This window comes from Bacillus litorisediminis, assembly GCF_022808645.1.
Classification (GTDB): domain Bacteria; phylum Bacillota; class Bacilli; order Bacillales; family JC228; genus Bacillus_BF; species Bacillus_BF litorisediminis.
In genome coordinates, this window is record NZ_JAKZKT010000032.1 from 19,188 (window position 1) to 39,671 (window position 20,484).

The window sequence follows — 20,484 nt, forward strand, 5'->3', positions numbered from 1 at the left end:
AAATAAGTGTCAATTAGAGCTACTTTCATCATCCTCTGGCAGATCGAAAATAATCTCATTGTCGTCTGAGAGGTAATAATATTTTCTGGCGAGCTGGCCTAAATATTCATCATCATTCAGCTTTTGAATTTGTTCCTCGAGAATCGTTTGATCCTCTTGCAATTTCTCTAATTTAGCTTCTAGGTTCTGCAATTCTTTCTTTTTTTGCTCAACAGCGGAGGCTTGTGAGAAAATGGAAGAGACCAGATAGCCTGTAAGTACACAGGCAAAAATAAAAAATACAGTTAATCTTCTTACTAAATACTTTTTCTTTTTCGTGTTTTGCTCGGTTACGACTGCGCGTTCCTGCACATATTGTTCATGAATCGTGGTAACCTTTTTCTTTGAATGGGCACCCATTTTCTCACCTCCTATGATGTGCTTTAATAGTCTTCATGTATAACAATTATAGTGTACGTCCTTAACACCTAAAGAGCAAGGGTTGACTCCTATAATTATATAATTTTTTAACCTTACATGAACGTACGCCTACAGCTTGTCTTTTTACTTTTTTCGTTTCTCTTTCACCTTTTTCATATAGTGAAGTATAGTATTCTTACTTTTTTTCAAAAATCCTGCCCCTTTGCCATAAATCTTTTCGACGGTTTTTGTGGCCTTTTTCGGAAGCAATCCCCATAAAGAGACAATCATCCACTTAAGTGGTGTCACTACTATCTTTAAAATCCATAATAGAAGGGATCCGATTCGTTTGACAAGGGTCAATAGACCTTTTCCGACAAAAACCACAACCGAAACTAAGAAGATGATTATGGATTTGATCGGCTGAAAGATCATATGGGTAAAAGCTTTGACCAACAGTCTCCAAAGATGGATAACGAATTGTATCACGCTTTCCAGCAGCCGGTTATACATGCTTTTCATGAGGCTTTGGTATGCAGCGAATCCGCATAATATCGCTAGGAATAAATAAAACCGCAGCTCTCCGTGATTGACGATAAAAAGCACATAAAATATTAGGAGAGTTTGGGCAATCCAAAAAAGAAGATCGTTTATAAATACGATCCATCTTTTTCTCTTGCCCCGTTTTAAAAATCGATTATAGGTATCCAATGCGATCCCAAAGCAGCTGCCCATTCCGATCATGGCTAGCAGCGTATAAAATTGGGTGGAGAGCGTCATTTGAACAACTTGCTAAAGAACCCTTTAGCCTTATCCCCAGACTGCTGGTCTATATATTCTAGGTCAAAGACCTTTCCTTTAATGGAAACAACACCTTTATCGACATCTAAATTTTTCATTTGAAGATTTTGCCCGCGGATGGAGAGAAACCCCATCGATGTTTCCAATAGAAATTCTTCGTTGTCAAAGCTTTCTACCTGTTTAACCCCTGTAATATCAAGTAGTCTTCTGCCTCTCATTATCACGTCATGGTCTGGTTGAGAAGTGCTTCTAATAGATTGATCAAAATTTTGACTCACTCTACTCCCTCGCTTTCAAAAGGATCATTACCTTTGTAGGCACTTGTCCACATGGTTTTGTTACTATATGTATGTAGGACAAGGAGGAAATAGAACAAGCTCTTTAATTTCTTATTCTTCGTTTAACCGCTTTTCAGAGATGACCGTATACATTTGGTCTGCCTCTTCTTTTCTTACATTTTCCTTAATTTCATTTACTTGGACCGTTACTAGTTTTTGTCCAAAGCGAATCGAAAGCTCATCGCCTTCCTTCACAATCGTGCTGGCTTTCGCTTCATTTCCGTTGATGGTAATCCGTCCCTGCTCGGCTACTTCTTTTGCCAGCGTCCTTCTTTTAATCAGACGTGATACTTTTAAAAATTTATCTAGCCGCAAAATGATTTGCCTCCTCATTATTCCATTTCGGTACCGTGCTTTTCAATTTTTTTAGCCTCGTCCCAATATTCGTCAAGCTCCTCTAAGGTAAAGTCCTTAAATGATTTGCCAGATTGCTTTACTCTCTCTTCTATATGCTGAAACCTCGTCATGAATTTTTCATTCGTCATGCGCAAAGCATCTTCTGGATGAATTTTTGTTAACCTCGCTAGGTTGACACTGGCAAATAGCAGGTCTCCTATTTCTTTAGCCAATTTGTTACGGTCGATTGGCTGTACACTTAACTCTGCTTCCAATTCTTCTATTTCTTCTTTTACCTTTTGCAGAGCAGGTCCCGCTTCTTCCCAATCAAAACCTACTTTGCCGGCTTCTTTCTGTAGCTCGTATGCTTTTAATAGACTAGGAAGGCTTTTTTCAATCCGGTCCAATATAGATGTTTTTCGCTCATCTTGATTCTTTTCCCCGGCCTTAATATCCTGCCAGTTTGAAATGACTTCATCAACACTTTGAACGCTCTTTTCCCCAAAAACATGGGGATGACGCCTTACCATTTTACTGCTGATTGAGGCGATAACATCGCGAATCGTAAACAGCCCCTCATCTTCACCGATTTGTGCATGCAGCAATACTTGCAGAAGCACATCACCCAGCTCCTCAATCATGCCATCCACATCTTCCTTATCAATTGCATCTAACAGTTCATATGCCTCTTCAATTAAATAAGGTTTTAATGTGACATGAGTTTGCTTCTGATCCCACGGACAGCCTCCTGGTCCTCTAAGAGCTGCGATAATTCTTTTGAATGTAGCAAACTGATTATATAAAAGCTCTTTATCTTGAACAGGCGGTATATAAAGACTGGTTAGATTATGAAAGATGGGTTCATGATCTAGTTCAAATAGGGGAACGGTTCGCACCTCTTCCTTTTCCATCCCTGCATAGGCGACAACTTGAACCGGATAATCATAAGGCAAAAGCTCTAATAAAGTAAGCTTCACATGAGAGGCTACGTATACATCATAAACCTGTCCGATAATCTGGTGCTTTCTTAAATCAACTTCATCCACTTGAAGAGTGGCAGCGTCTGATAATTGAAAGCCATCAATCGGATCTACCTGAATCGCCTGAAACATGGCATCTAAAAAGCTCTGTCCGCCTTTAATCTCAACCTGAATGCCTTTTTGTTTCTGCTCAGCTAGCAACAGCTCGACCGTTTTTTCTGCTACCAGCGGATGACCAGGCACACAATAGAGAATTTCTCTGTTATTGGCTTCTTTAAATAGTTCTTCAACAATTTCTTCATAAACCGCATCAAACTGATTATACTTTTCATAAATGCCATCAAAGCTTGTATAGGTAAGCCCTTCTTTTTCTAACTCCTCTACAACAGGATGTTCTTTGGTTCTTAAGAAAATTTGATTAGCCTGTTTCAGTAATTTATAGATTCCTAAGGGCAGCTGGTCGAGATCACCTGCTCCCAATCCTGCCACTATTATTTTCCCATTCATACACATACTCCTTATTTACGCAAAGTAAAAAGCGTAAGAATATTTTTCCCTCTAGGAAACACATGAAGCTCTTCTTTTGAGAAAACCTCAAGCCGCATTAGTAACCAAAAATAAACCGCAGCCCCTGCCATACTTGAGGTAATGGCCTGGAACGCAGATTTTGCCCTTGGACTGTCAGAAAACCAGCCATCGATTTGCATAATAAATAGTAAGATTAAAACCGTTGCAGCCATTCCGGCTAAGGATATTGCCATTTTTTTAATAAAGGCAGGAGAAGCCTTTAGTTTGTATCCTTTAGCTGATAATATACGAATTATTCCCGTTGTCAGCAAAATCAGAATGGTAACCGTACTGATTGCTGCTCCCAACGTTCCTAAGAGCGGTATAAATAAAAAGTTTAAAATGACTTTTCCTAAAAAAACACTAATACTAAGCCAGATTAAAGGCCGATGTATGCCTAACCCTTGCATAATCCCAAACCCTGTCATGCTGATAGAACCAAGAACAACAGAAGCTGATAGAACGATTAAAACGTCTGTTCCTTCGTTTGTCTCAAATAGCATTTCATTGAGAGGCTCCATGATTAAAGCATATCCGACTGTTGCCGCCATGCCAATAACAACACTCATCTTTACAGAGAGCTGAATATATTTTTTAATTTCTTTCTGTTTTTTTTCCGATTTTAATTTAGCAAGTCCCGGAACCAGTGCCAAGGAAAAGGAAGTGGCCAAAACTACGCCAAGCTGAATTAAAGGCTGCCCTCTGTCATAAATTCCTTTTAATTCCTTTGAACGGAACGGACTCTCTCCTTCAGCCAACAATAGCTGATAAAGCTGCAATGAATCTGCCAGCTGCAAAAAAATAAATAACAGTGTATTTAGTGAAAAAATAATACCAAGTCCAATAAAGGACTTCATGAACCCCCAGTCAATCCGCAGCCCTGCCCATCTGATCCAATTTTGCCATGGAGAATAAACCGCCAGAATAAATAATGCCATGATTCCGCCAGTAATGGAACCAAATACAGCTGCGTTTCCTACCTCATAAAGATCGCGATTGGCTTTTGTTAATAAAAAGGCTCCCATTAAAATCGTAATCACTCTAACCAATTGCTCGCCAATTTGTGATAAAGCCGTTGGAACCATGTTTCCCTTCCCTTGAAACAAACCTCTTTTCATCGAAATAACAGGAAAAAGCAGGAATAAATAAGATAATGTTTGAAACAAAGGAGCTAACTCTTCATCCTTCATCCAATTGGCTAAAAGCGGCGAGCCAAAATACAAAAGCAAAAATCCTGAAAATCCAATTATGCATAAGCCTAAAAAAATACTAGTAAAATCCTCTTTCTTCCTGTTCCCTTCCGCATATAGCTTCGATATAGCCATTGGAAATCCAAACATCATAAATGCTACAATCATTCCGTAAAAGGGGTACACTTGCTGGTATATGTAAAAACCGCGGTCTCCCACCATATTTTGAAAAGGAACACGATAACCGGCACTTAAAATTTTCGTGATTATGCCAGCTACAGAAAGGATGAATGCACCCTTTACCCACGGATTCATTTTCGACATACAAAATCTCCTGTCTTTTCGTTCATGTTATTTGATTATAGCACAGAGCCCATTCATGAACGAAAGATCTGGGAATATGGAGATCAAAAAGAAAAAGAGGCAGCGCACCCGGCTGCCTCCTCCTTAACATTATTGCTCCATTTGTCTTGCTAAAAATCCTGCTGCTGTTTCTACAGCTTTTTGCTCGACCTCTCCGACTGTACCGTCTTTTGAGAAGATAATAACTGCACCTATTGGGTCGCCATTGGCTACAATAGGTCCAACTGTATAAGAGTTAAGTGTTTCCTCATGGCCATCTACAAGAGATACTTCACTTTGTGAAGTCACTAACACTGAGCTTCTTTCATCCATAATTTTTTCGACCATTTCACTGATGTTTTTATTCATATATTCCTTCTTTGATCCCCCTGCAACCGCAATGACCATATCACGGTCACATATAATAACAGGGTTTCCTAAGCTATCAAATAAGGCCTCAGCATATTCTTTAGCGAAATCACTTAACTCACTAATCGGTGAATATTTCTTTAAAATAACCTCACCATCACGATCAACGAAAATCTCGAGTGGATCTCCTTCTCTAATTCTTAGAGTTCTGCGAATTTCTTTTGGAATGACAACTCGTCCTAAATCATCAATACGTCGAACGATACCAGTTGCTTTCATCTTATGCTGCCTCACTTTCATCTGTTGGATAAGTTGATAATAAATGATTAACTTTTTTTCAATTTCTTTTCCTATTTGCCCTTAGTATTTTTCATATGGAAAGTTCTATACATTTCACAACATTTTTTTCTCTACTTTAAAAAGTTTGGAATAGACGGTACAGCTATCCAATTCTGCAGAGGAACCTAAAACAGTAATTTTGAGACTGTTTTGGCCGAGCTGGATTCCATAATTATGAAATGTAACAATTATTTACCCATTTTTTTAATTAGTAAACCTTGTTTAGTTACATGTAAGTTACAGTTTTGTTTCAATTTCCATATTTATGATACATAATTTTCTTGTTTAAGGGCGTCAGTCATTCCAACAATGATTTTTTCAAGCAGCGACAGCCATTCTTTTGTTTCCAGACCCTGGAGATGTAAAACCACTTTTAATTGATTCCCTTCCATTCCGAGACCGACTTTTCTCCCAAGCGAGCTTGTCATGATAAACAGCTTTTCGCCATTGATTAGCTGACTTCCTTGCTCAGAAACAAGAATAGTGACGGAATCCTTCACTTGCTTAATCGATTCCAGCTGAATTAATCCCGCTCGGACCTTAATTTCTGAGATGGTAAAGAGTCGCTCTACCTCAATTGGATAATCACCAAACCGGTCTACCATTTCTTCTCTTAATTCATCAATTTCCTCAAAGGTTGAAAGGTTGCGGAATCGTTTATACATCTCAATCTTCTGCTTCCCATCCGAAATATAGGCGTCAGGAATATAGGCATCGAGCTCCAGATCAATCTCAACCGATCTTTTTTCTTCTATTGTATGATCACGGCCTTTTCTTTCTTCAATGGCCTCCCTCAACATTTCAGAGTAAAGATCAAAGCCAACCGAATCGATAAAGCCATGCTGTTGTGCCCCCAATAAATTCCCTGCGCCACGGATTGATAAATCACGCATTGCAATTTTAAACCCTGAACCTAATTCTGTGAATTCCTTAATCGCTTGCAGACGTTTTTCAGCTACTTCCGTTAACACCTTATCACGGCGATACGTAAAATAAGCATAGGCAACCCGATTTGTTCTCCCAACTCGTCCCCTCAATTGATAGAGCTGGGATAGACCCATTTTATCCGCATCATGAACGATTAAGGTGTTCACATTTGGAATATCCACACCAGTCTCAATAATTGTCGTACTTACTAATACGTCCGCTTCCCCTTCAATAAAGCTTAAAATGACAGACTCTAGTTCACTTTCCGTCATTTTTCCATGGGCATAAACCACCCTGGCCTCGGGAACAAGCATCGATATTTCCTCAGCCTTTCTTTCGATATCCTCCACCCGATTGTAAAGGAAATAAACCTGTCCATCACGTGCCAGTTCTCTTTCAATCGCTTCTCTGACAAGAGATCCGTTATATTCCATTACATAGGTTTGCACTGGGAAACGATTCTCTGGAGGGGTTTCAATAACAGACAAATCTCTTACCCCCAGCATAGACATGTGTAACGTTCTTGGAATAGGTGTAGCAGTTAACGTTAATACATCAATATTAGCTTTAAGCTGCTTAATCTTTTCCTTATGGGTCACGCCAAAACGCTGTTCTTCATCAATAATAAGCAGACCAAGGTCATGATATTGAATATCCTTTGAAAGAATCCTATGTGTGCCGACGACAACATCAATGGTCCCATTTTTAAGTCCCTTAATGGTTTCTTGTTGCTGCTTTTTAGTCCTGAAACGGCTCATTAATCCAACTTGAACTGGGAAATCCTGAAATCTCTCCCGCATTGTTTCATAATGCTGCTGAGCCAAGATTGTAGTTGGTACTAAAAAGGCTACTTGCTTTCCATCCATAACAGCCTTAAAGGCAGCGCGAATTGCCACCTCCGTTTTGCCATAGCCTACATCTCCGCAGAGCAGACGGTCCATTGGCCGTTCCCTTTCCATATCACGCTTAATTTCGTTAATCGATCTAAGCTGATCCTCTGTTTCCTGGTAAGGGAAGGTAGCCTCAAATTCCCGCTGCAGATCACTATCAGGTGAAAAAGCAAACCCTTTCGAAGCTTCGCGTTCTGCATAGAGTTTAATTAAATCTTCCGCAATATCCTGAACCGAAGACTCAACTTTTTTCTTAACTCGCTTCCATTCACTCCCGCCCAGCTTATAGATTTTCGGTTCTTTCCCTTCAGAACCTACATATTTTTGCACTAAATCAATTTGTTCAATCGGAACGTAAAGCTTGTCATCTCCTTGGTAACGAATATGGAGATAGTCTTTGTGAATACCATTAATTTCAAGCGTTTCAATGCCTAAGTACTTTCCAATCCCATGGTTAACATGAACGACATGATCGCCTGGTTTTAATTCGGAATAGTTTTTAATTCGTTCTGCATTAGAAAGCTTTTGTCTTCTATTTGTCTTTCTGGCTTTCTTTTGAAAGAGTTCTTCTTCAGTTATAACAGCAAGTTTTTGCATGGGAAGCTCAAATCCGCTTTGAAGCGGAACGAAGGCTATTTGGGTTTTCCCCTTCAGCAAGGCAGAGTTATCTTGCAAGAGCATGCTGTCGATTTCGTAATCCTCTAGGACCCTCTCTAGCTTTTTTACTCTGTCCTGAGTCGCACCTGTAAATAAGACCGTAAATCCGCTCTTTTCCCATCGTGCTAATTCTTGCTTCAATAAATTCATTTGCCCATGAAACTGCTGCATAGGCTTGCAAGAAAAACTAACAATATTTTGTGGGCTAAAGCCCGGAACCTGTTTTAAAAACAGCGATAAAAATAGAAGCGGAAAATGAGTCCCTTTCAAGATTTTATCCAATGAATAAGAAAAGAAAATATCATGGATCATTTGTCCTTCAGAAAGTAAACTCGTGTACCATTCCATTTCTTCTTTTTCTAACGTCTGATTTGTTTCCATGATTCTGTTGTATTCATCGATAAAAACAACCGAATCAGCAGGTGCATAATCTAGTAAACTTGCAGGATCATCATAGGCAAGAGATAAGTAACGGTAGGTATATTCATCTTTTCTCTGTCCAATCCGCTCTTTCTCGATTTGAATAAATTCTACTAGTTTTTTCTTTACCGTATCATCTTTTAGTTTCTGAAGACTTTTGGCTCTTCCTGCTTCTAAACCTTTAGACATCCGCTCTAAATGAACATCATCTAAAAGTGATTCCTGAACAGGACCGATAATAATAGACTCTAACTTTTCTTTTGAACGCTGATCATCAATCGAAAAAGTACGAATCGAATCTACCTCAGTATCGAAAAATTCAATTCGAATCGGGTCTTCTTCTGTTAGCGTATACAAATCTAAAATTCCGCCACGCAGACTAAACTCACCTGGTGATTGCACCATCTCGGTTCGGGTATATCCCATCTGAATAAGTGTTTGCAGTAATTGGTCCAGATCAACATCTTCCCCGGTTTGAAACAACAGCTGATAGCTTTCCCAAATTGTTCGGGGCGGAAGTAATCTTCTTAGTCCTGCAATTGGGACAATTAAAACACGAATATTGCCTCTTACCATTTGATTTAAGGTTTCAATTCTTTGTGCCTTCAGCTCTGGGCTGGCAGCACTAAAGTCCGCAACAATTAAGTCATTGGCAGGATATAGATATACATACTCCTCAGGTAAAAGAGAACTCATATCATCGTATAGCTTTTGTGCTTGTAAAAGATTGTAGGTTACTATAATTAAAGGCCTCTTTATATGTTCATGAACAGCTGCCATCAAAATAGCTCTTGATGAACCTGACAAACCGGTCACTAACTGTTCCTCTAGCCCTTCCCGAATTCCTTCTAGAACCGATCCTACATCGTCCTGTTCTAGAAAATGCTGAAGCAATCCTTTCAATACTTGCCCCTCCCCAAAAAACTATATCCAATAGTTTTGAAGTAAATAGAAAAATGCTTTGGAGTTAAGTCCAAAGCTTTGTTTATTGAATAATGAAATCTGAATAGTATAAATCCGGGTTTCGTTGCAATGCCTCTTGGCAATCTTCACAAATACTTTTAATATGAATATCGCCATTAGGTGAATATTCAATCATTTCTTGCCTTTCTTCTTCTGTTAATTTATGAAACCCTAACCTTTCTGTATGCAAAGAAACTTGATCTAATGAACCGATTTTCGTACCGCAATGCTTGCAAAAATAATGGAGTGACATAAATTTCCCTCCTGGTGCATTTTTTTTTAGTATTTACGTCCTGAAGGGAATTTATTCACCTATTGGCACATGTCGGATGTGATTTCTATTTTTAATTCCAATGATGAACTTAGAGTGTTTTTAATTAAATTCGTTCATTACCTGTAAAAACGGCTTCGTTAACCAAGCCTTACATGCATTAGCGGCAGTCCTTACTACTTCAACCATTATGTCCTGTTCTTCCTTCGTAAATTTTCCTAATACATATTGCGGAACAGGAACTCCTGCAGCAGGACGATCGATTCCAATCCGAATCCGATTAAATTCAGTTGTCCCTAAATGCTGAATGGTTGATTTAATGCCATTGTGACCTCCAGCACTTCCCTTTTGCCTCAGGCGGATTTTTCCGGCTGGAAGATCTAAATCATCATACAATACAACGATATCTGAAGGTTCAATTTTATAAAAATGGCACACTTCACTGATTGATTCCCCTGAAAGATTCATATAAGTCAATGGTTTTAACAGGATAAATGATTCCCCGCTGTATGAACCCTTTCCCAGGATTCCTTTATGCTTTTGAATATCTAAAGGAGTTTGAAGCTGCTCTGATAATTGGTCTATTACTTCAAATCCTATATTATGTCTTGTTTTATCATATTGTGAACCGGGGTTGCCAAGTCCAACGATTAATTTCATCATACTCACCTCTATTTACGTACCATACAAACTGATTCTACCAGAATATATTAAAAGATGCAGAGATTAAAAATGAGGTGATAACGAACTGACCAGCCCACTTTTTTAACGGAAGAAGGCGTAACCCCCTGGCTACGCCTTTTGTTATTCTTCATTTGCATCAGGTTCTGTTTCACGGCCCTCTTCTTTTTCAGGAGTCCCTTCAGCCTGCTCTTCCCCTGAATTGATTTCTTCCTCTTGTTTTGGAGGAAGAATCGAAGCAATCACTAATGAATCGTCATGCTTAATCTCATAAGTGGTGGTGCCTTTTGTTTTAATATCGGCTACTGTGACTGTATCTCCAACCTGGAGATTGGTAATATCAATTTCGATGCTCGCAGGAATTTCTTTAGGTTTGGCCTTAATAGAAAGCTCGTGGGTTGCTTGCTGTAAAACACCGCCGTCTTTTACCCCCGCGGCTTCACCGATCAAAACAAGCGGGACCTCTACTTCAATGTCAGAGGACATATCAACGGCAAAGAAATCGGCATGAATAATTTCATTCTTTAAAAAATCATGCTGATAATCGGTTAAAATGACATCTGTTTTATCTCCATCGATGTTTAAGGAGATAATCCCGTTTTTTCCCGCTTCTCTAACAGTTTTTAAAAAATCCTTTTCACTTATAGAAATAGGCGTGCTTCCGGTTTTCCGTCCATAGACAACAGCCGGAATCATCCCTTTTTGTCTAAGCTCCGTTAATACTGAATGGCGTGACTTTTCCCTTTTCTCAGCTTCAAGAGTATAGGTTGCCATCTTTGTACCCCTTCCTTTTTTAGATCAAAACTTTAGAAGTCAAATACTCTTTATAGTTTTATCCCTAAAAAGGACAGGCTAAACATAGTTTGTTTTTAAAAGAGGATGGAGACGGATTGCTTCTCGTAAATCCGTATAATGGCTTCTCCAATAAGAGGAGCAACTGACAGCTGAACAACCTTATCAATTTTCTTCTCTTCAGGAAGTTGAATGGTATTAGTCACAACCAATTCTTTAATTCTCGAATTATCAATTCGTTCAATCGCTGGCCCCGAAAGAACCGGATGCGTACAACATGCATACACTTCCTTCGCTCCATTTTCTACTAATGCGTTTGCCGCTAAAGTGATCGTACCAGCCGTATCAATAATATCATCAATGATGATCGCAATTTTCCCATCAATATTACCGACTATATTCATAACCTCAGCTACATTTGGACGAGGACGGCGTTTATCAATAATCGCAATAGGTGCCTTTAATAACTCTGCCATTTTTCTGGCTCTGGTAACGCCCCCATGATCCGGTGATACAACGACAACATCATCATTCCATTCTTTCCCTTTAAAATACTCAGAAAGAATCGGCACTCCCATTAAATGGTCAATAGGAATATCAAAGAAGCCTTGAATTTGCGGGGCATGTAAATCTAAGGCGATGACTCTTGTTGCTCCGGCTGTTTCTAATAAATTCGCGACAAGCTTTGCTGTGATCGGTTCACGGGCCCGCGCCTTACGATCTTGTCGTGCATATCCATAATACGGCATCACAATATTGATCGTTTGTGCAGAAGCTCGTTTAAGGGCATCAATCATGATAAGAAGCTCCATCAGGTTTTGGTTAACAGGAGCACTCGTAGATTGAATAACGAACACATCACAGCCACGGATACTTTCTTCAATATTAATTTGGATTTCTCCGTCACTAAAGGTGGAAACAGAGCTTTTGCTAAGTTCAATCCCGATAACTTTTGCAATCTCTTCAGCTAATCCGCGGTTTGAATTAAGAGAAAACAGTTTTAAATTTGAATTTACATATGAGTTGGACATGGGAGAACCTCCAGATTATTTATTATTCATTTTTAATTTGGACACATAGTTTTCTTTATTGACTTGTCTTGCCCGTGCAATGGAAAGAGCTTCTCCTGGAACATCATCCGTAATAGTGGATCCAGCAGCAATATAAGCCCCCTTGCCAATCGTTACAGGTGCAACAAGATTAGAGTTGCAGCCTACGAAAACATGATCCTCAATCTTAGTTAAATATTTTCTTTTTCCATCATAATTAACCGTAATGGATCCACAGCCGAGATTGACATCTTTCCCGACTTCAGCATCACCGATATAGCTTAAATGTGAAGCCTTGCTGCCTTCCCCAAATACAGTCTTTTTAATTTCGACAAAGTTACCAACCTTCACCTTATCATGAATCATTGACTCTGGACGAATATGGGCAAACGGCCCGATTTGGACTTCATTCCCAATTTCACTTTCTGATAAGACTGATTGACGTATATGATTACGGTCTCCCACTTTACAATTTGTTATTTCCGTATTTGGTCCAATGATACAATCCTCACCAACTGCTGTGTTTCCTTTTAAAATTGTACCTGGGTGAATCACAGTATCCTGGCCGATTTCTACGGTTGCATCAATATACGTATTCGACGGGTCAACAATAGTAACTCCATTCAGCATATGAGTCCGATTGATTCTCTCCCTCATAATCGCTTCTGCACGGCTTAATGCAACTCTGTCATTAACACCCATCGTTTCGTTAAAATCTTTGGTCTGATAGGCTGAAACTTTATGTCCTTCTCTTCTCAAAATTTCTATACAATCAGGCAGGTAATACTCACCTTGAGCATTATCGTTTGAAACTTGGCTTAATGCATGAAAAAGAAGAGAATTATCAAAGCAATATGTCCCTGTGTTAATTTCTTGTACTTTTCTTTCTTCCTCAGTTGCATCTTTATGTTCCACAATTTTTTTAACACTGCCGTCTTGATTTCTTATAACTCTTCCGTATCCTGCAGGATCATCAGCTTTTGCGGTTAATACCGTTACTGCCGCTTTTTCTTCTTCATGCTGCTTCATAAGAGCCTGAAGGGTATCAGCTGTTAAGAGCGGGGTGTCACCGCATAATACAACCGTAGTCCCCGGCTTCCCGGCGAGTTGCTCTCGAGCTTGCATGACTGCATGTCCGGTTCCTAATTGTTCTTCCTGTAAGATATAATTTGTGACATCCCCAACCTGTGCCTTCACTTCTTCGGCTCCAAAGCCAATAATCGTATAAATTGACTGAACATGAAGTTTAGACACTTGATCAATTACATGCTGCACCATCGCTTTTCCGCAGACTGGATGTAAAACTTTATATATTTTGGATTTCATTCTTGTTCCTTTTCCGGCTGCAAGAATGACTGCATAACGATTCATACAATTCCTCCAATGATTAATTTCCCAAGCTTTTTACTAGATTAGGAAGGTCGATTATCAAATTTAAAAACTAAAATAATAAATCTATTTTTAAATCGATCTTTTTTGTCAAATTGAATATATCTTAAATACCCTAGATTTTCAAGGAAAGTCCAGAAAGTACAAATAATTGCCATGATTAGATATTGTATGCGAAGGAATCTTAGAAAGCTTTACGGAGAATTTTCGGGGAAAAAATAAAAAGAGCCATACTTTAGAAGTAGGCCCTTGTTGTATTTTTGTTACTTTTTTAAGAAGCTCCCGCTTCTTCGTACTCGACATCTTCAACTTCTCCTAAACGGTGGTATTCCGCTAGTACGGCTTCCTGAATTTTACCTCTAGTACCTGAGTTGATAGGATGTGCAATGTCGCGGAATTCTCCATCTGGAGTTCGCTTGCTTGGCATTGCAACAAACAAGCCGTTGTTCCCGTCAATAACACGAATGTCATGAACAACAAATTCGTTGTCTAAAGTAATTGAAGCAATCGCTCGCATACGGCCATCGGTATTGACGCGTCTTAATCTTACGTCAGTAACTTCCACCCTGTTCACCACCTTTTCCCCTGGATAAATCTAGTACTAAATATTCTGCAAAATTATGTGAAATCCTTCTTTACTTTTAAAATTTTTTAAAAAATTTTAGCACAAATTATAAAAACAGGAAAATAAAGGTGTTTTTGCTAATTTATTATTTATTTTACTAAAGCCACAACTTCAATTTCAACAAGGGCATCTTTTGGAAGTCGCGCTACTTCTACGCACGACCTCGCTGGTTTATGACTTGAGAAGTATTGGCCATAAACTTCATTTACACTGGCAAAGTCGTCCATATTCTTAATAAAAACAGTTGCTTTTACAACGGTTTCAAGCGATGCGCCGGCTTCTTCTAATACTGCTTTTAAGTTTGCAAATACTTGGTGCGTTTGTTCAATAACTCCACCTTCTATCATAGTTCCCTCAGGCGTTAATGGAATTTGGCCAGAACTATAAAACATATTATTAACAACAATCCCTTGTGAATAAGGTCCGATTGCAGCTGGAGCCTTTGTAGTTGATACAATTTTCATCTGACATTTCCCCTTCCAAATAAACTAATTATAATGTTCCTTTTGTAACTTCAATCTTTTTTTCTTTTATATCTACTTTTGAAAGTTTAACAATTGAATAATAATGTTCAACTAAGCGTTCCTCCGAATGTTCAGCTTCAACTAATACTCCAATCCCCGCAACACTCGCTTTAAATTCTTCAAGTAAGCTGATCATACCGTTAATGGTACCGCCAGCTTTCATAAAGTCATCAATAATTAATACATTGCTTCCCTCTTGAAGACTTCTTTTTGATAAAGCCATTGTTTGGATTCGTTTGGATGACCCTGAAACATAGTTAATACTTACCGTTGGCCCTTCAGTTACTTTACTGTCCCGTCTTACTATGACAACCGGAACATTGAGTTCACTCGCAGCAGCATAGGCCAAGGGGATTCCCTTAGTAGCAACAGTCATGACTACATCTACTTTTTCATTGACAAACTTGGCAGCAAATAATTTGCCAACCACTTTTACAATTTCAGGATTTCCTACAATATCTGCCATGTAAAGATACCCGCCCGGCAGCAGCCGTTCCGGCTCGGATAGTCGCCTGCACAGCAATTGAATAAATGTTTCTCGTTCTTTCTCCGAAACCGCTGGGAAGTACTGAACTCCTCCAGCAGCACCTGCTACGGTTTTCAATGTTCCAAATCCCTGCTGTTCAAATGTTTCCTTAATAATGGCTACATCTTCGCTAACAGAGGATTTAGCCGCTCCATATCGGTCTGCAAATAAAGTTAAGGGTACAATTTGGCAAGGATGCTGTAATAGAAAATGTGTCATATCTATAAGTCGCTCACTTCGCCGAAACTTCACAATTTTCACTCCCATCGAATCATGCTCACCATTTTGAGTAGTTTGAGCATTAAAAAACCGAAAATTTTAAGGCTATTTTGCCATATTGTACGGATTTAAGCAAGGTCTGAAGCTTCCCCAATCATTCGAACAGCATATACCTGATCACAAAAGCCCCTAAGAGCGTTATAAATTCGGTGAAGTCTCGATTCATACTGAACCAATCCAAATACAGTAGGACCGCTTCCGCTCATTAAAACTGCATCTGCACCAAATTTAATCATGTGCTCTTTTATTGCCGTAACTTCCGGATATAATTGTAAAGTAACATTTTCTAGAACATTGCCAAGATTACTGCATAATTTCTTATAGTCATTTGTTTGAAGCGCGTCAATCATCGCTTGAGTATCCGGGTGGGAAATTTCATCGAGTTTCAATCTTTTATATACATCTGCAGTAGAAACCCCAATGGTTGGCTTAGCTAAAATGACCCAGCAATGTGGAGGTGAAGGAAGTGGGGTAATCAATTCACCTCGGCCTTTAGCTAATGCTGTTCCCCCATACACGCAAAAAGAGACATCCGAACCGATCTCAGCCCCAAGCTTAGCCAATTCATGACTGGATAGGCCAAGCCCCCACATCGTATTGAGACCGCGCAATACAGCTGCGGCATCACTAGATCCGCCTGCAAGTCCAGCTGCAACTGGAATATTCTTTTCTAAAGAAATAGACACACCTTGTTTAATGCCAAACTGTTCTTTAATTAATTTCGCGGCCTGAAAAGCAAGATTTCGATCATCATCCGGAACAAAACGATATTGTGAAAAAAGTTTAATTTCATCGTCACTTAATTCCTCAATTTCGAGCCTGTCAGCCAAGTCAATGGTCGTCATAACCATTTCGACCTCATGATAACCATCTTTTCGTTTATATAAAACGTCCAGGGATAAATTAATTTTGGCAGGTGCTTTTAGCAAATACTTCATATGTACATCGACCCCAAACCAGTTTTCCAATTTATTACACATTAAAACTTAGTCACATCTCTAAAGTGTAATTAGTTATCAGGGAATTGCCTCTCACTGTATAGATCCGACTTTGTCCCCAGTTCTTTATCGTATTTTACCACATTTACCCTTTACTATAGAGTTTTCTTTCCAAACTAACAAGATTGTTCCTAAAAAGCAAATCATTCATAATGTTTGACTGTGGTGAATTTACGTCATGTCTAAAATTTTATACTTAAAGTTTAAAAAAGAAAACGCGGGGAATGCTCCCCGCGCTGTCACAGCTGTTATCCATAACAGAAACTATTATTTTCTGCCCTGCATGAGTTGTTGTTCTGCAAGCTCAATGGCTCTTTTCACCATATTACCTGCATCGCGTGCTCGAATTCCGCCCCATCCTTCTTTTTGGACAACATCATAGAATCCAAGCTCTTTGGCTAACTCCTCTTTAAAGTGATCTGACATGATACCGCGTCTTCTTGCCATGATCGCTTCCCCCTTTGGTAACCATTATATCGGTGCAAATAACAGTCTGTGACATTCCTTATTTTGTACAAGATCAAAAAAAAGACTACTTCTAAAATAAGGGAGGCTATTTCATACACAATAAAAAAACAGTAAACCTAAATAGGTTTACTGCTGTCCTAATGCTAAGCTCCCATTTTGATCTTCATCAAAAGTAAGCTGTACGGTTTGTGTTAGAATATCTGCATAGCTGTAAGATACACGCTCAAAAGCATTTTCATCTTGGTCTAATTCGACCACAAAGACGGATGGATACGTTTCGGCTAAGATGCCTGAGCGCTCAATCGTTTTTCTGCGACCTCCATTGGCTTTAAGCAACAAACGTTTTCCTAATTGGGAATCTAAATTCTTTTTTATATCCGCTAAAGTTTTTGGCATTTCCGTCCACCTCGCTCAATTTATTATAACAAAGGGGAGGATATAAGTCAAATAAATTTTAAATTATAACAACACATAAAATCATTTGTCAACGTTTTTATCTCTACAAATCCTCCTTTATTTCTACATTTTTTAGGATAAACCATTTCCTTCCTAATTATGTATATAATAATGATAAATTTTTCGCCATTGCGTAATAAATCGTCCTAGAAATTACTAGCAGGTTTTGAACACTGCCCGCTTCTTTAAGAAAACAGCAGATTCATTTAGCAAAGCTTAAAAGAAAAAGCCACGCTTATTTTACAACGTGGCTTATTCCTGCCAAACTTCTTCATCCTCTGCATCCAATTTCGGATTGTAAGGTGCCCCTGTGCGCAATAGCCCTTTTGTTTCAATTCCGCCCAGACCCTTTTCACCAGTTAGCGTGTTCCTAAGAACATCCCAAACGTGAACTCGATCGTCAAACGGAGTAAAGCTTATTTTCGCAACAATATAAACAGGGTCTAAAGCGTGAATATTCACCCTCGAAGGAGAACTTGCAAAATTCGCTCCAGCCTGTATAAGTGATTCAAAATGTGACTGACATGCACCTGCAAAAATCACTAATTGGTCTAAACTAGGAATTTTCCTCCTTGCGTTATGGACTGTTCTTACAAAATGCTTGGAATGTCTATATGCATTAAGGTCAGACTTTTTCCCTTTTGATTTTGAATAAGAATCATGTCCGGTAATCACTAAAATATCAGGTCTATATTGATCTAACAATTCATCAATTCGGTAGGGCATTTCCCTTTCTGCACAGTGGACCCCGTAAACAGGTACACCGATTTTTTGATAAACAGCTAAACATTTTTCCAAATAGGACGGATCTCCATCAATATGCAGCACTCTTCCAGGCATTTGAAAAAAGCTTGCTGTTGTGTCATAGCCGTTTGTAGCATAGTATTCCTGTCTTTCCTTTAATAGCTCAACATCCTGACGAAATAGCTGCAAGGAGTAATTTTCTAGCGATCTAAATTGACGTTCAAACCGTTTTTGCTCACTCTCCGTTATTAGCACCAAATCCTCTAACGGTGCATCAGCAATGAGTCGTAAATCCTGACCCTTTAAAATAGCCCATTTTTTTCCGTTAATTTCTGTTATATCTAAAATTTGAAACAAAATATCACATTGGTATGATTTCCGACCTACAATGTCATTTCTTTTTAATGTCACCTTATTTCACTCCAAGCCCTTTGGCGCTAAAAGCATTTCTCTTACTTAGGCTATGCAGCCAAAAAGAAAGAGGTGAGCGCTTGGACTTGCTTAAATTCATAACTGCCCTGCTATCAGCCTTAATTCCTCATTTGCAGGAGGGCATTAGGTTTACAGGTTTACTTTTCAGCAATTAATGGATATAAGGCATTAGCTAGAGCGGCAAACTCCTGAATACTTAATGTTTCACCCCTGCGGCTAGGGTCGATATCAACACTTTCTAACACAGCTACAATCTCCTCTTTTTTTTCTTTGCCTTTTTCGAGACCTGAGGTTAAATTATTCAGCAATGTCTTTCTTCTTTGCGCAAATGCTGTTTTCGTAACTGTAAAAAAGAACTCTTCATCGGTCACTTCAACAGGAGGGTGGTCCCTTTTTGTAAGCCGTACAACAGCTGAATCTACATTAGGCTGCGGCATAAAGACGGACTTCGGTACAATCATTACCTTTTCTGGTACTGTATAATACTGAATGGCAATAGATAAAGATCCATACTCCTTCGAACCCGGTTCAGCAGCCAAACGTTCGGCTACTTCCTTTTGCATCATCACAACAAACCCTCTGACAGGAATTTGATCATGCAACAATTTCATCAGGATGGGGGTCGTTACATAATAAGGCAAATTAGCTACAACCATTACATCCTGTTCTTCCTTAAAGTGCTCTCTCATAACCGCGCCGACATCTGCCTTTAAAACATCCTGATGGATAATCATTATGTTTTGATAATCCCCTAATGTGTCCTCTAAAATCGGTAAAAGCCGCTGATCAATTTCAAAGGCTACTACCTTCTCACAAGCTCGCGCCAGATTTTCGGTTAATGCGCCAATCCCTGGTCCAATTTCAATTGCACCGCTTTCAGGCTCTAATTCTGCAAACGAAACAATCTTTCGTAATACATTAGGGTCAATTAAAAAATTTTGTCCTAAACTCTTTTTAAAAGAGAACCCGTACTTTTCTAATATTTCTTTGGTTCTTCCGACCGTGGCAATATCCCTATTCACTTTAGCTCCTCCTGATCCAAGTTTTGTAAAGCAGCCTTAAACTGTTCTGGTGTAATCTGAAACATTTGCAGCCGTTTATGAAGCTGTTTTCCGTTCGCATAACCAATTTTTAAGGCTAAACCGAGTTTTTCTCTCCTGGATCTTGCCTGCTTTCCTGCAATTAAACCTGCATCTATTAAATCATCAAAAGTAATGACTTCGTCTGCTAGTCCAGTTGTAGTATGTGCATCTTTTAGCGCTTCTTGTATTGCTTCAGGTGATGCATGTTCAATCCCCACACCTCTACCCCGCTTTTCAATGGCTAAATGTTTTGGGAGAAAAGCGTGCTTACAGCCTGGCACCTCTTTTTCAATGATATTTCGGATTCGCTGACCGGGAAAGTCTGGATCGGTCAGGATAATCACCCCTCTGGTTGACTGTGCTAATTTAATTTGCTCAATTATATAAGGCGGTATGGCCGATCCGTTTGTTTCGATCGTATCAGCTTCGACAGCACGTTTTACCGCAACTGTATCATCTTTTCCTTCTACTACAATAATTTCTTTAATTTTTTTCAATTTTTTACCCTCTATCCTGAAACATTTTTGTAACATAAACGTCTATATTCATAGATTAGTTTTTACACCTTTATCACAAAATAGTAAAGAGATTTGAGCAAAACTACCTGTCAATATGTGACTGCAAATAAAAAAAACAGAGGAAATAGGTTC

22 protein-coding genes are annotated in these 20,484 nt (G+C 39.0%); all 22 read right to left on the reverse strand.

The features are described 5' to 3' along the window. Positions 1 to 9: 9 nt before the first annotated feature. The 22 genes from MLE14_RS15545 to rnmV all read right to left on the reverse strand — a co-directional run bounded on the left by MLE14_RS15545 (position 10) and on the right by rnmV (position 20,331). Positions 10 to 399, reverse strand: a complete 390-nt coding sequence (locus MLE14_RS15545; protein WP_243299335.1) for an FtsB family cell division protein — start codon at positions 397 to 399, stop codon at positions 10 to 12. A gap of 144 nt (positions 400 to 543) precedes the next feature. Continuing rightward, positions 544 to 1,179, reverse strand: a complete 636-nt coding sequence (gene yabQ / locus MLE14_RS15550; RefSeq protein ID WP_243299336.1) for a spore cortex biosynthesis protein YabQ — start codon at positions 1,177 to 1,179, stop codon at positions 544 to 546. Continuing rightward, positions 1,176 to 1,418, reverse strand: coding sequence for a sporulation protein YabP (yabP, locus tag MLE14_RS15555; protein ID WP_243299369.1), 243 nt, complete (start codon positions 1,416 to 1,418; stop codon positions 1,176 to 1,178). The genes yabQ and yabP overlap by 4 nt, the downstream gene beginning before the upstream one ends. A gap of 171 nt (positions 1,419 to 1,589) precedes the next feature. Beyond that, positions 1,590 to 1,853, reverse strand: a complete 264-nt coding sequence (locus tag MLE14_RS15560) for an RNA-binding S4 domain-containing protein (protein WP_243299337.1) — start codon at positions 1,851 to 1,853, stop codon at positions 1,590 to 1,592. A 17-nt stretch (positions 1,854 to 1,870) separates the two neighbouring features. Next, complete coding sequence (locus tag MLE14_RS15565; protein ID WP_243299338.1) at positions 1,871 to 3,361, reverse strand: bifunctional methyltransferase/pyrophosphohydrolase YabN; 1,491 nt, start codon at positions 3,359 to 3,361, stop codon at positions 1,871 to 1,873. A gap of 11 nt (positions 3,362 to 3,372) precedes the next feature. After that, the gene (locus tag MLE14_RS15570) at positions 3,373 to 4,935 is read right to left on the reverse strand and encodes a putative polysaccharide biosynthesis protein (RefSeq protein ID WP_243299339.1); all 1,563 of its coding nucleotides are present in this window, start codon (positions 4,933 to 4,935) and stop codon (positions 3,373 to 3,375) included. Positions 4,936 to 5,064: 129 nt separating this feature from the next. Continuing rightward, positions 5,065 to 5,601: a stage V sporulation protein T gene (gene spoVT / locus MLE14_RS15575; RefSeq protein ID WP_243299340.1), complete on the reverse strand. Its 537-nt coding sequence runs from the start codon at positions 5,599 to 5,601 to the stop codon at positions 5,065 to 5,067. Between the two features lie 323 nt (positions 5,602 to 5,924). Next, positions 5,925 to 9,458, reverse strand: a complete 3,534-nt coding sequence (gene mfd, locus MLE14_RS15580) for a transcription-repair coupling factor (RefSeq protein ID WP_243299341.1) — start codon at positions 9,456 to 9,458, stop codon at positions 5,925 to 5,927. Positions 9,459 to 9,540: 82 nt separating this feature from the next. Next, complete coding sequence (locus MLE14_RS15585) at positions 9,541 to 9,771, reverse strand: anti-sigma-F factor Fin family protein (protein ID WP_243299342.1); 231 nt, start codon at positions 9,769 to 9,771, stop codon at positions 9,541 to 9,543. Between the two features lie 120 nt (positions 9,772 to 9,891). Then, positions 9,892 to 10,449 (reverse strand): aminoacyl-tRNA hydrolase, encoded by a 558-nt coding sequence (gene pth / locus MLE14_RS15590; protein WP_243299343.1) that lies wholly within the window; start codon positions 10,447 to 10,449, stop codon positions 9,892 to 9,894. Between the two features lie 144 nt (positions 10,450 to 10,593). Further along, complete coding sequence (locus MLE14_RS15595) at positions 10,594 to 11,244, reverse strand: 50S ribosomal protein L25/general stress protein Ctc (RefSeq protein ID WP_243299344.1); 651 nt, start codon at positions 11,242 to 11,244, stop codon at positions 10,594 to 10,596. A 95-nt stretch (positions 11,245 to 11,339) separates the two neighbouring features. Then, positions 11,340 to 12,293, reverse strand: coding sequence for a ribose-phosphate diphosphokinase (locus MLE14_RS15600; protein ID WP_243299345.1), 954 nt, complete (start codon positions 12,291 to 12,293; stop codon positions 11,340 to 11,342). Positions 12,294 to 12,308: 15 nt separating this feature from the next. Further along, positions 12,309 to 13,682: a bifunctional UDP-N-acetylglucosamine diphosphorylase/glucosamine-1-phosphate N-acetyltransferase GlmU gene (gene glmU, locus MLE14_RS15605; protein WP_243299346.1), complete on the reverse strand. Its 1,374-nt coding sequence runs from the start codon at positions 13,680 to 13,682 to the stop codon at positions 12,309 to 12,311. A 289-nt stretch (positions 13,683 to 13,971) separates the two neighbouring features. After that, entirely contained in the window at positions 13,972 to 14,265 is a 294-nt protein-coding gene (spoVG, locus tag MLE14_RS15610) for a septation regulator SpoVG (protein ID WP_097160767.1), read from the reverse strand. A gap of 149 nt (positions 14,266 to 14,414) precedes the next feature. Continuing rightward, positions 14,415 to 14,789, reverse strand: coding sequence for a 2-iminobutanoate/2-iminopropanoate deaminase (ridA, locus tag MLE14_RS15615; protein WP_243299347.1), 375 nt, complete (start codon positions 14,787 to 14,789; stop codon positions 14,415 to 14,417). A gap of 28 nt (positions 14,790 to 14,817) precedes the next feature. Beyond that, positions 14,818 to 15,627 (reverse strand): pur operon repressor, encoded by an 810-nt coding sequence (purR, locus tag MLE14_RS15620; RefSeq protein ID WP_243299348.1) that lies wholly within the window; start codon positions 15,625 to 15,627, stop codon positions 14,818 to 14,820. Between the two features lie 95 nt (positions 15,628 to 15,722). Further along, positions 15,723 to 16,592, reverse strand: coding sequence for a 4-(cytidine 5'-diphospho)-2-C-methyl-D-erythritol kinase (ispE, locus tag MLE14_RS15625; protein WP_243299349.1), 870 nt, complete (start codon positions 16,590 to 16,592; stop codon positions 15,723 to 15,725). A 327-nt stretch (positions 16,593 to 16,919) separates the two neighbouring features. Next, positions 16,920 to 17,099: a small, acid-soluble spore protein, alpha/beta type gene (locus MLE14_RS15630; RefSeq protein WP_243299350.1), complete on the reverse strand. Its 180-nt coding sequence runs from the start codon at positions 17,097 to 17,099 to the stop codon at positions 16,920 to 16,922. A gap of 147 nt (positions 17,100 to 17,246) precedes the next feature. Further along, positions 17,247 to 17,516, reverse strand: coding sequence for a biofilm formation stimulator Veg (gene veg / locus MLE14_RS15635; RefSeq protein ID WP_243299351.1), 270 nt, complete (start codon positions 17,514 to 17,516; stop codon positions 17,247 to 17,249). A gap of 312 nt (positions 17,517 to 17,828) precedes the next feature. Then, complete coding sequence (gene yabG, locus MLE14_RS15640) at positions 17,829 to 18,731, reverse strand: sporulation peptidase YabG (RefSeq protein WP_243299352.1); 903 nt, start codon at positions 18,729 to 18,731, stop codon at positions 17,829 to 17,831. 158 nt (positions 18,732 to 18,889) lie between these two features. Next, positions 18,890 to 19,774: a 16S rRNA (adenine(1518)-N(6)/adenine(1519)-N(6))-dimethyltransferase RsmA gene (rsmA, locus tag MLE14_RS15645; protein WP_243299353.1), complete on the reverse strand. Its 885-nt coding sequence runs from the start codon at positions 19,772 to 19,774 to the stop codon at positions 18,890 to 18,892. Then, positions 19,771 to 20,331 carry a ribonuclease M5 gene (rnmV, locus tag MLE14_RS15650; RefSeq protein ID WP_243299354.1) on the reverse strand — a complete coding sequence of 187 codons (561 nt, stop codon included), beginning with the start codon at positions 20,329 to 20,331 and terminating at the stop codon, positions 19,771 to 19,773. The genes rsmA and rnmV overlap by 4 nt, the downstream gene beginning before the upstream one ends. Positions 20,332 to 20,484: the final 153 nt, after the last annotated feature.